We start from the raw sequence: 11,666 nt of genomic DNA on the forward strand, positions 1-11,666 counted from the left end.
GAGGGAATTCTGGGCGCCGAGGCCGTCGGCGACGATCTCGAATGCCGTATTCGTGTAATAATCCAGTCCGCGCACAATGCGGGGATTGACCTCGAAGGGGATCCGCATCAGTTCCAGATCGGCTTGCACGGCGGCGAAATGATCGCGGCAACCCTCATCGAGGTAATCAAGCTGTGAAGGAGCGTCTGCGGCGATCTTTTTACAGGAGGGGACCTTGCAATCCAGCAGGCGCCTCGGTTTGAGCTCGAAGCGGGTTTGGCAATCCGGGCAAAGCTCAGCCAAACGCGGGCGGAAATAATCCCGCAGTTCTTTGTCATAGACGGAGGAACAAGCAGGGCAGCCGACGCTGTTCAGTTCCAGGCGGATCCGGCGCAAACCCAGCTCCCAAAGGTAATTCCAGAGGATGGCGATCACTTCCGCGTCGTAATAGGGATTGTCGCTGCCGATGAATTCGATGCCATACTGGTAAAACTGGCGGTAGCGGCCGGCTTGGGGCCTGTCGTAACGGAACATGGGACCGATGTAGTAGAGCTTTCGATTGGCAGCGCCGATATCGAGGCGGTTTTCCACATAGCTGCGGACCACGGGTGCCGTTCCTTCGGGGCGCAGGGCGAAGGTTCTGCCCTTTTGGTCGGAAAAGCGGTACATTTCCTTCTTGATGACGTCCGAACTCTCTCCGGAACTGCGTTCGAACAGGGAGGCCTGCTCAAAGACGGGCGTGGTGATCTCTGCATAGCCACAGGCGGCGGCGAGCTTCCTGAAGGCGGAGATAACTCTCTGCCATTTATAGCTTTGCTGGGGCAGGATGTCATAGGTTCCGCGCGGGATCTTGTATTCCATGTTTACCTCGTGGGGTCACTAATCCTCAGGCAGGGGAGTTTCGTCAAGCTGCAAATGCGGATACTTCACCCCGGTAAGGTACAAACCCCGAGCCGGAGCGGTCAAAACGAGCCTTTGGCGGGGGTCCTTGTCCTCGATGATGCGCTTTAGTTCAGCGGGCCCCAGACCCTGATGGGCAAGGTTGACCAGGATGCCCACGATCCGCCTCACCATGTTGTGCAAAAAGCGGTCGGCGGTGATCCGGAAGAGGAAGGTCTCGCGCCGTTCCTCTATCGCGAGTTGGGTGATCTCGCAGATGTGATTGGGCACCAAGGGGTTGTCCCGGCTGAGGGAGGAAAAGTCGTGGCGTCCTTTGAGGACTTCGGCCAGGCGCAGCAAGGCTTGCAGGTCAAAATGGGTGCGGGGGATGAAGCCGGTGTGGAGCCGGTTTAGCGGAGTTTTCTCTTTGGCCAGGCGATAGGCGTAGCTGCGGGACATGGCCTGAAAGCGGGCGTGGAAATCAGGCTCCACAGGCCAGACGCCGGTGATCAGGATATCCTCGCGGAGCTTGTTGTTCAGGGCCAAAATGAGCTGGCGGGGAGTCATCTTCCCCTGGTAATCGAAATGGGCGAAATGGGCCAAAGCGTGGACTCCGGCGTCGGTGCGGCCGCTTCCTGTGAGGCCGGGATGCCTGATCCCGAGCTGGCGGAAGGCGTCGATCAGGTCGCCCTGGATGCTCCTCCCCGCGCATTGGACCTGCCAGCCGCGGAATTCCGCCCCGTCATACATGATCCGCATCAAATAGCGTGCCATATTCTCCTCAGAAAGCCGTGATCAGCACCATCAGCGCCAGCAGGCAAAGGGCGATGACATTGGCGGAAAAAGCCTCAGGCGGCGCGGTTTGGCTGCGCACGGCACGCTCCAATTGGGCTTCGACGGTGGCAGAGCGGGAATAGACCTGCCTTCCCGCGATCAGCATACTGTCCAGGACGGAACCGAGGCTGCTGCTGCCTTTGGGCTTGTGACGGGCAAAATGCCTCGCGTAGGCGCGGATGAAGAGAGCGGTCGCCAGCAGGTAGCGGACCAGGCGTTCACCCCATTTATGGCGCCTCAGGCCCGCTGTATCCCGCAAAACGGCGCGCAGGTTAAGATTGCCGAAACAGTAGACGGTGGCCACGATGAAGAAAAGCAGGCGCAGGGTGAAGAGGGCCATGTCCGGAAACCTGGTGGCGAAAAGGGTGGCAAAGATCCAATAGGCCGCGAACCATGGCAGGCTGAGGCGCAAGGCGCGAAAGAGCCTGGGATATAGGGTAAGGTCCAGGAGCAGGAAGAACAGGAACAGGGCAATGAGTGCGGCAACCGTGCGCAGCGAGGCTTCCAGGGCACCAATGAAGGCCAGGGCCAGGATCAGCAGGCGCAGATAGAAGTTTTGCGCGGCCAGCAAGGAGGGCCGGGGCTCACTCAGAGGGTTCATCCGGGGCTGGGGGCTGAAGCGGGGGAACATCCTCAAGGGGCTCTTCAGGCTCGGATTGAGGCGGCGGGTCTTCCTTGCGCTCGGGCGTTTCGGGACTTTCGGCTTCAGTTTCAGACCCGCCTTCGAGTTCCGGCCCCTCACCCTCAGGCGCCATGAAGCCCTCTTCCCCGGCCTCGCTGAGGGAATCCGGCACCGCGGTGGAATCGGCCTCGATGGCCAGGCTGTCCGGAATTGTTTCCAGATCCGAAGGCGGAGCCAGGCTGTCCGCAATTGCCCGCTCGTCCTCGAGCCGTTTCAGGCTGTCAGCCTCGGCGGCAAGCCTTTGCTCCTCCAGGATCCTGATCCTGTCCGCCTCTTCGAGAGTGGCGACCAATTTGTCGAAGGTGCCCAGCATGAAATGGGTCCCGTCGAAGAATCGCGTGGTCAGGTCTTTGAATTCGCCCTCCTGTTGAAGGTTAAGCACCTCTTCCAGATAGGGTTTGGCGGCGGTGGTGTCCGGCGCTTCGAAGCTGTAGTACCAGCCGAGGCGGAAATTGGAGCGAAGGCGGATGGGAGTGTAGACCGATTCCGCCAGCTCGCCAAGGACCGCCAGCATCGAATCGGGCTGGGCTTCCGCGAGTCCCAGAGCCTGGTCCAGGCGCAATTCCTGGGCTTCCTCCTCGGGGTCGATGATGCGCACGGGCGCGCCGGAAAGGATTGCCCCCAGGGCGTTGGTGTATTTGTTGCCGGGAAATTCCTCTTCCATCCGGGCATGGATTGCTTGGACGCGAGAGCTGTCCGCGTCCGTCTTGCTGTGGATGCTGGCCTGGGAAAAGAGGGCCAGGGGCACGAGTTCGAGGTCATAGCGCTGGAGGATGCCCTCCAGATTGGCGACGCGGGTCTCGAGGGCGGAAAGTTCCGTTTGCAGCGATATCAGGCGTTGATCCAGAAGCCTGCGCTGTTCCGCGGGGTCGGGAGGCGGTTCGGGCTCTTCCGAAACCTCTGCCAACGCGAGGCTGTCCGGCAGCTGCGGCTCCGTCTGGCCGTGATCGGCTATGAACAGGCTTTCCGGGAGGGCAATGCCGCCCTCTTCCTCCCCCAGAGCGGCATCCAGGGCAACAGGAAGGTCGCGGGCCTCCTCTTCCCCTTTTTCTAATGCGATCTCCAGGCTGTCGGGCAAAGTCCCTTCCTGCTCATCCCCGCTTTCCACAGCGATCTCCAGGCTGTCGGGCAAAGAGATTTCGGTCCCTGTCAATTCTCCTGGCGGAAGGAGGCTGTCGGGCAAAGCTGTAATATCGGATACCGCGCTTGTGTCCGGGGGTTCCGTGGCTTCAACGGGCTCTTCGGCCACCGGCTCCGGCAGGAGTTCGAGCTGGATCGTGAGCGAATCGATGAGACCACGTTGTGCCTCGATCCGCAGCAGCAGGGAATCCCGAAGCACGGCAACGCTATCCCGCGAATCGATGAAGCGCTGGTACATCCCCAGGGCCGAATCGGGCAGGGCAAACTGGCTGAAGTAGTTTTCCGCGGCGGTGACGTGGTAATCCACAAACTGTTGGAGGTTGCCTTCCTGATTGAGGCTGGAGCGCTGTCTAAGCTGGGTGATGGCGGCGGATTTCCGGGTGGCGGGTTCGGCCAGCTCCGAGGTGGAAAATTCCGAGCGCACCTTGGTGTAGGCCGCGGCGGCCAGATCCAGGTCGCTGCGGATGAGGAAAAGGTATTCGGCAAGGTGGTATTGGGCCTCGGCGGAGCTTTGGGTGCGGGGATAGCTTCTGCTGATCTCCTCCATCTCGGCGATGCCCTCGTCACCCTGGCCCCTGGCAAAGAGCAGGCAGCCTTTGAGGACCCTCGCCTGGGCCAGTTTATCGGGGCGGTTCTCATCCTTGAGCAGTTTTTGCACGGTGGCCCAACTGGCGTTGTGATCACCCAGTAGGAACTGGTTCAGGCCGATGTAATAGCGCGCTTCCAGCTTCTGGTTCTGGGGGATGCGGCGGTTGGCGGCGATCTTTTGGAATTCCCGCAGCGACGATTCGTAGTCGCCCAAGACAAAATAGTAGCGTCCGAACTGGAAGAAAGCTTCCCGGTATTCGTCGGACTTGGGATAGCCTGAAACGATCTTTTCCAGCCAATAGAGGGCGCGGGTGTAATCCTGATCGGCGATCTCGAACTCCGCCAAAGTCAGCAGCGCCCGCGGATGCAGCTTGGCGTGCTGGGGATCGAGCACAAATTCTTCGAGCAGATTCTCCGCCTCCTCTTTGCGATTGATCTCGCGCAGCACCCGGGCGAGATAGATATGCGCCTCGCCGTAGAAAGGGCTTTCGGGAAATCCGGAGATGAGGGCTTCGAACTGGTCTTTGGCCTGGAAAGCGCTGTTTCCTTTGTAATAGAGCGCCCGCGCCATCAGGAAGAGGGCGTCGTCGGTGTTTCTGCCCGGCTTTTCCCGGCTCAGGATTATCCCGCATTTCTTGATCGCCTTGGTATAGTCCTCCACAGCTTGCGGAGTGGCGCGGCCATTGGCGTTGAGGGGCCGGGCCTGGGCGGCGGTGAAATACTTCCGGGCGTTGTACATCGTGTTGTTCAGCCCGCAGGAAAAGAGCAGGAGCGGAAGCAACAGCGTGATCAGGCGATACTTTCTCATTCTTCCCGGATGCGTGGCGCGCGGATATTTGTCAATACAAATCTATCCCCAGCCTGCCCGCGGCTTCCAGCAAGGCGCCGGATCTGAGCAGGGCGGAGGCGGAATTGATGTCCGGATAGGCGGCCCGGTCTTCAGCGAGGGTGGGCACCCTTTCCCGCAGCAGGGCTTTTGCGGCTTCGATGGCGGGTGAGGACGCCAATCCCCTCTGGTCCAGGGCTTGGGCTGCGATCAGCAGTTCGATGGCCAGGACGTTGTTTACGTTTTCCACCACCTGAAGCAGCTTGTTCGCCGCAACAGAGCCCATGCTGACGTGGTCCTCCTGGTTGGCGGAGGTGGGAATGCTGTCAACGCTGGCTGGATGGGCCAAAACCTTGTTTTCGGAGACCAGCGAGGCGGCGGTGAGCTGCACGATCATGTAGCCGGAATCGATGCCCGGACGCTTGGCCAAAAATGGGGTCAAACCGCGGTTGAGGGCCGGATTGAGCATTTGCTCCATGCGGCGTTCGGAGATGGAGGCCAATTCCGAGATCGCGATGGCAAGCATGTCCAAAGCCAGGGCCAGAGGCTCGCCGTGGAAATTACCGCCGGAGATGACCTTATCTTCAGCGGGAAAGATGAGGGGGTTGTCAGTGGCGGAATTGGCCTCCACTTCCAGCACCCCGCGAACGTAGGCCAGAGCGTCACGCACAGCTCCATGGACCTGGGGCGTGCAGCGCAGGCTGTAAGCGTCCTGCACGTTGCCGCAATCACGGTGGGACTCGCGCAGGGGGCTGTTCTCCAAAAGGAGGCGCAGATTGGCGGCTGAGGAAAGCTGGCCGGGATGGGGCCGGAGGGCGTGGATCAGAGAGTCGAAGGCGCGGGGCGTGCCCTTGAGCGCGTCGATGGAAGCGGCGGCGATGATGTCCGCCTGGCGGCAAAGCCTTTCGGCCTCCAGAAGTTTCAGGATGCCCAAAGCCGCCATCACCTGCGTGCCGTTATTCAGCGCCAGGCCTTCCTTCGCTGCCAGTTTCACCGGCGGTATCCCCGCTCTGCGCATGGCTTCCGCGCCGGAAAGTATCTCGCCTCCATATTCGGCCTCGCCTTCGCCGATGAGGGGCAAAGCAAGATGGGAAAGCGGGGAAAGGTCGCCGCTGGCGCCAACCGAGCCGCGCATCGGAATCACGGGATGGAGGCCCTTGTTGAGCATCTCCACCAGAGATTGCAGGGTTATGAGCCGGATGCCGGAATGGCCCTTGGCCAAAACGTTTATCCTGAGCAGCATGATCGCCCGCGTTTGGGCCTTGTCATAGGCGGGGCCGACGCTGGTGGCATGGCTGCGGATCAGGTTCAATTGCAGTTCGGCGATGTGCTCCGGCGGGACGGTTACCGTGCTGAATTTCCCGAAACCGGTGGTGAGCCCATAGACGATATCCCCGCGTGCGATCACCTTGTCCACATAGGCGCGGCATTTTTCCACCCTGGCGACGCATTCATCGCTGAGTGCTATCTGGTCGCCCCGCACGGCGATTTGCTCCACCTGCTCCAGGCTGAGGCTGTTTCCATCCAAATGTATGCTCGGCATTTCTTCCTCTTCTCAAAGGACGCCCCGGCCAAAACCGGAAGCGTTCCAGTGGTCAAACTGTTTTGTCCCAATAAATTTGGCTCCCAGATTTTGTCAAATGACTTGTGCCCGGAAGCCGTCCTGGCTGCTTAACTCCACCCACAACAGAAATTTCTGCTCAGATCCGCTGATTTTCATTGACAGAATCCCGCCCAGCGCCGATACTGGAAAACATAAGGAGTAACGATGAAAACGACTATCACTACTATGGGAATGCCATTCAGGCATGCCGCACTGGTTTTGCTTTTTTTCTGCTTTGTCTTTGCCGCCAGCCGGAGCGCAGCCCAGACCGATTACCTGGTCATCGATGTGGACGACCTGTTCGGCCTCTGGTACAGCGAAAGCGACTGGGGGGATTTCGACTCCGACAACGATCTGGACCTCTTGATGGTGGGATATGGCGCCGGCGGGGCCACCGGAGACGGCTTCCTGAAGTTTTACCGCAATGACGGCGATTCCGTGTTCAACCTGGTGGCGACAGACATGCCGGGAACAGGTAACGGCAGTGTTCGCTTCGGAGATCTGGATGGCGACAACGACCTGGATGTCCTGATCTGCGGCCAGGTCTCGACCGGAGTTCCCATCACAAAGGTCTTCATCAACAACGAGGGAAACTTCGAGGATTGTGGGTTTGATTTTCCACCCCGTGTGTCCAGCTCCGTCTGTTTCGGAGATTATGACAACGACGGCGATCTGGATATACTCCTCACCGGAGGCACGATCGCCGAAAGCACGGTTGGCTATGTGGAGATATTCCGCAATGACGGAGATTTCACCTTCACCCAGTTTGAGGTCTTATCCCCGGGAATCCGCAATGGCAACGCGGAGTTTGGCGATTACGACAACGATGGCTGGCTGGATATCGTGCTGACCGGCAGCTCTGGAACGGGAAACTACATCTCCAAAGTACTGCGCGGCAGCAGTGACGGCACTTTCACGGACATCGACGCCAATATGCTGGGTTTGCGCTACAGCCGCGTCGCCTGGGTGGATTACAACTGCGACGGAGCTTTGGACATCATCCTGAGTGGCTCCTATGACAATGGCTCCCCCAGCGAATTCAAGCTCTACCGCAACGACGGAAACAACACCTTCACCGAGGTCCCTCAGCCCAATGTTCTGGGCGAGCGCCAGGGCGACCTGGTTTGGGGCGACATCAACAACGGCGGATACGCGGACATCATCGTCAACGGCCTGATCACCACCACGACCTACGTGGAGAAACTCTACCTCTACAACCCCCAGAACAGCCTTTACGAGGACGCCCAGACCCTCACCTACCTGAAATACGCCGCCATCAGTCTCGGGGATTACAACGACGATGGCAAGCTGGACATGAATGTCAGCGGTTTTTATTCTTCGGGTAACTACTGGAACGAACTTTACGTCAACACCTGCACGGCGGCAAACACCCCTCCCGCCCCACCTTCCGGACTGGAGGAAACCATCGCGGACAACAGCGTCACCCTTTCCTGGCTGGCCGCGACGGACGCGGAAACGCCAGCCCCGGGGCTGACTTACAACGTCCGGCTGGGAACCACACCCGGCGGAAATGAGATCATCAGTTCGATGGCCCATGCGGACACCGGAAAACGCAAGCTCGCCCGACCCGGTAACGCCTGGCAGAGAGATCATTACACCCTCCCCGAGCTGCCGGACGGCGATTATTACTGGAGCGTGCAGGCCATTGACAATTCCTTCACAGGCTCGGCCTTTTCCCCGGAACAGAGCTTCACCGTTGGCGCGGTGGCAAATCTGGACCCCCTGCAACCTGTGATCGGCCGGGTCTGGAATTCACCCAATCCTTTCCATCTCCAAACCCAGATCACGCTCGAGGTCAGATCTCCGGGCAAGGTTTCTGCCGCCATATACAACCTGCGGGGACAATTGGTCAAAAACCTGGCTGACAAACATTTGCCCTCTGGCAACCATCTGCTGGCCTGGGATGGGACAGGTTCCTGGAACGAGGCCTTGCCCTCAGGACTTTACACCCTCCGCGTGGAAAGCGGCTCCGAGGTCCAGATCCGCAAACTGATGCTGATCAAATAAATTGCCACTTTCTCGATTTGAGCGGATGCCGGGCTGCCTTCAGACGCGACCTGCGGCCGCTGTGGCAACGGCCACAATTAGGGAAGATGACACAATATGAATGATGACAACAACCGCTTGTACAAAGATTTGGCCTGGCTGTGGCAGCTTTGGGGGGATCCGGCGACGGAATACGCGGCCTATTGCGATTTCCTGGTCCCGCGCATGAGGCGCCACGCCCGGCGCGAGCTGAAAACCTTGCTGAATGTGGGTTGCGGGGGAGGCAAGAATCTCTTTACCCTGCGCAAGCATTTCCAGGCCGCCGGCCTCGATGCCGTAGCTCACAGTGTTATGGAGCCGTGTTTGCGGAGCGCTGCGCCAATTTATGCTTGACAATAATCCCCAGCCCGGCTAAGCTAAAATTTGACCGGGCCATACCGTTCCTGTATAAACAACTTTGCCTCCAAGGAGTATCTTCATGCGCAAGTTTTCAGCGATCCTGCTTATCAGCCTGCTGCTGTTCACAGCAGTGGCGGCCAGCGCAACCATCCCTCCCAAAAACATCGATTTCACCCCCGTTTCCATCGATCCGGCCAGATATTTCCCGCCCCAGGAAAAGAGCGGGCCTAAAGATCCTTCACTCCTTCCAATGTCCAATATGCCTGAGGTGCCGCCCCCGCCAGTGCCCTCAGAGGAAAGCGCAACCCGGACGACCAAGCAGCTTCAAACCCAGCCAGCGCAAGATAGATACCCCGACCCCGACATTTATGAGCCGGACGACACCCCGGGCCAGGCGACCTTGCTGACCTTCAACACGACATTGCAGTCCCAGCAGCGCACTTTTCACAGCTGGGCAGACGAGGATTGGTTCAGGTTCTATGGCGTCGCGGGTGTGCGGTATGTATTCTTTTCCGCCAGTTACGGCACGGATACTGCCAATCCGCGTATTCGCATCTATGATGACGTTTTTGTCTATACCATTGCCCAGGACGACGACTCCGGATTTGGGAGCTGGCAATTTTACCTGGAATTCACGCCCACGGAAACCCGCTACCATTATGGTGTTTTCGAACACGACAATCCCGGGAACTACATGTTGTATTATACTTACGGCACTCCCGCCGATGATTATGAGGTGGATAACACGAGTTCCCAGGCCACAGCCCTCAACCCCCTCGGCTTCGTGGACGAAGAACTGCATACCCTGCATAGCACAACTGATTATGACTGGTTCATTTTTCCCGGCTACGCGGGCATAACCTACAATTTCTTCACAAACGGCTCGACAGACACCATCGGACAGATCTTTGCCTCCAATGGAACCACCGTCCTGGCTTTGGACGACGACAGCGGAGATGGCTATAATTTCAGCATCAGTTTCACGTGCTCGGAAACCAGCACCTATTATTTAAGGATCTACGGCTTCGGCGGAAACACCGGCTTCTATTTCCTGAGATACAATTCCTCCGTTCCGCCAGACGCCTACGAGCCCGATGACGATTATGCCAGCTACAACAGCCTGTCTGTCACCCCGACCCACCAGACGCGGACCCACAGCATGCACAGTGTGGGAAATCAGGACTGGTTTAGGTTCTACGGCTATGCCGGCCGGCGCTACATATTCTACTCCTCAAGCCCGGCTGATGTGGACTTCAAGCTGTTTGACGACAACCTGACGCAGATCGGCTATGATTACACCATCGGGGATTTTTATGTGGAGATCGAACTCCCCGCTGCGGGATATTACAGATTCTACGCGAGCGACAGCTCTGGTGGCGGCTATTACTACCAGCTGGTGTATTACTACGAATACTATCCTGACAGCTATGAGCCGGACGACTCCGCCTCCGACTGCACAAACCTGATCACTACCACCGTTCCGCAGACCCAGAGCCATACCCTCCATAGCGTCAGTGATCAGGACTGGTACCGGTTCGAGGGAATCCCGGGCCGTCTCTACATCTTTTATTCGACTGGTTCCACCGATACCCAGATCTTCCTGTACCAAGATGATGGGATCACCCAACTCGCAAATAACGACGACAGCGGCGACGGGCTGAATTACCGGCTGGAATTCGCGCCCGCCGCTTACGCGTACTATAAACTGAAGGTGATCCCCTATACAGGCAATGCCGGGCCCTATGGCTTTGTCTATTATCACGGCGCCACTCCCGACGCCTATGAACCGGATGATGTTTACTCCCAATCCACGACCCTGATCCCGGCCTCCGCCTTCCAAAGCCAGCCGCATACCCTGCACGACGGCACAGACGAGGACTGGTTTGTTTTCTATGCCTACGCCGGAAGGACATACACCTTCTATTCATCCGGAAACACAGATGTTAGGGCCTATCTCTACAACGCGGAACTGACCCAGTTTGGCTTCAACGACGACGGGGCCGGCTATCCCAACTTCCTGCTGCAGCTTTATCCCACGATCTCAGGCCTGATCTACATCAAAGTGAATGGCTACAACGGCGCTGTGGGGGCCTATGACATAAACTACAACTATACCCTGGGCAGCATTTCCCCGCCCCTGCTGGTGAGCATTGTCCTGGTGGGAGACCAGATCTACCTGGACTGGGCGCCCGTGCTCAACGCCACCAGCTACAGGGTCGAGGCCTCGGATAACCCCCAAAGCGGCTTTGTGCCTGTGGCGACGGTCACCAGCTCTTCCTGGACCACCGGGGCAACCTACGCCAAAAAGTTCTACCGGGTGATCGCGCAAAACTGAATAAATACCGGCGCTGCAGAGTTGGAGTGACATCAAGCGAGTGAAACGATACGTGTTTCGCGTGCCGGCTTGGGTTCTCAAGCCAGGAGCATAAGTCTCGGCTGGGGAACGCCGCTTTACCCTCGGTGGAGACCGGTGTAGACCTTGGCCCCGGGTTCTTTCCTCCTCTTTCCACCCTGCCTATCACTTGTCTATCCACTGTCTATCACTTGTCTATAATAGACAAGTGATAGACAGTGGATAGCCAAGTGATAAACGCCGTCAAGGGAGGGTGACCCGTCCTGAAATAGGTTGACCAAAAACCTATAGTAAGGAGTATGACCAATGAAGAAAACACGTCCCCAAGTCCGCTACAGCGAAGAGTTTAAACGCACAGTGGTAGAGGAGATCGAGG

8 protein-coding genes are annotated in these 11,666 nt (G+C 58.2%); 3 read left to right on the forward strand and 5 right to left on the reverse strand.

Annotated features, from left to right (window positions below):
- The 5 genes from hisS to hutH all read right to left on the reverse strand — a co-directional run.
- The coding region (gene hisS, locus K0B87_07885) for a histidine--tRNA ligase (protein MBW6514661.1) at positions 1–840 on the reverse strand (840 nt) is incomplete at its 3' end.
- A gap of 18 nt (positions 841–858) precedes the next feature.
- Positions 859–1,632, reverse strand: coding sequence for a tRNA pseudouridine(38-40) synthase TruA (truA, locus tag K0B87_07890; GenBank protein MBW6514662.1), 774 nt, complete (start codon positions 1,630–1,632; stop codon positions 859–861).
- Between the two features lie 7 nt (positions 1,633–1,639).
- Positions 1,640–2,293 carry a hypothetical protein gene (locus tag K0B87_07895; GenBank protein ID MBW6514663.1) on the reverse strand — a complete coding sequence of 218 codons (654 nt, stop codon included), beginning with the start codon at positions 2,291–2,293 and terminating at the stop codon, positions 1,640–1,642.
- Positions 2,277–4,910, reverse strand: a complete 2,634-nt coding sequence (locus tag K0B87_07900; GenBank protein MBW6514664.1) for a tetratricopeptide repeat protein — start codon at positions 4,908–4,910, stop codon at positions 2,277–2,279. The genes K0B87_07895 and K0B87_07900 overlap by 17 nt, the downstream gene beginning before the upstream one ends.
- A gap of 31 nt (positions 4,911–4,941) precedes the next feature.
- On the reverse strand, positions 4,942–6,471 hold the full coding sequence (hutH, locus tag K0B87_07905) for a histidine ammonia-lyase (protein MBW6514665.1): 1,530 nt from the start codon (positions 6,469–6,471) through the stop codon (positions 4,942–4,944).
- Positions 6,472–6,696: 225 nt separating this feature from the next.
- Here hutH and K0B87_07910 point away from each other — a divergent pair, with 225 nt between their 5' ends.
- From K0B87_07910 to K0B87_07920, 3 genes are all read left to right on the forward strand, one after another.
- Positions 6,697–8,559 (forward strand): VCBS repeat-containing protein, encoded by a 1,863-nt coding sequence (locus K0B87_07910; protein ID MBW6514666.1) that lies wholly within the window; start codon positions 6,697–6,699, stop codon positions 8,557–8,559.
- A gap of 96 nt (positions 8,560–8,655) precedes the next feature.
- Positions 8,656–8,931, forward strand: coding sequence for a hypothetical protein (locus K0B87_07915; protein MBW6514667.1), 276 nt, complete (start codon positions 8,656–8,658; stop codon positions 8,929–8,931).
- Positions 8,932–9,016: 85 nt separating this feature from the next.
- A complete protein-coding gene (locus K0B87_07920; GenBank protein ID MBW6514668.1) occupies positions 9,017–11,272 on the forward strand; it encodes a hypothetical protein in 2,256 nt (751 codons plus the stop codon).
- The last annotated feature ends 394 nt before the right edge of the window (positions 11,273–11,666 follow it).

This window comes from Candidatus Syntrophosphaera sp. (assembly GCA_019429425.1).
In the GTDB taxonomy this organism is placed as follows: Bacteria; Cloacimonadota; Cloacimonadia; order Cloacimonadales; family Cloacimonadaceae; genus Syntrophosphaera.

Excerpts from the sequence above, each read along its gene's own strand:
- K0B87_07895 (MBW6514663.1), bottom strand. The coding sequence starts at position 2,293 with ATGAACCCTCTGAGTGAGCCCCGGCCCTCCTTGCTGGCCGCGCAAAAC.
- hutH (MBW6514665.1), bottom strand. The coding sequence starts at position 6,471 with ATGCCGAGCATACATTTGGATGGAAACAGCCTCAGCCTGGAGCAGGTG.
- K0B87_07900 (MBW6514664.1), bottom strand. The coding sequence starts at position 4,910 with ATGAGAAAGTATCGCCTGATCACGCTGTTGCTTCCGCTCCTGCTCTTT.
- K0B87_07915 (MBW6514667.1), top strand. The coding sequence starts at position 8,656 with ATGAATGATGACAACAACCGCTTGTACAAAGATTTGGCCTGGCTGTGG.
- truA (MBW6514662.1), bottom strand. The coding sequence starts at position 1,632 with ATGGCACGCTATTTGATGCGGATCATGTATGACGGGGCGGAATTCCGC.
- K0B87_07920 (MBW6514668.1), top strand. The coding sequence starts at position 9,017 with ATGCGCAAGTTTTCAGCGATCCTGCTTATCAGCCTGCTGCTGTTCACA.
- K0B87_07910 (MBW6514666.1), top strand. The coding sequence starts at position 6,697 with ATGAAAACGACTATCACTACTATGGGAATGCCATTCAGGCATGCCGCA.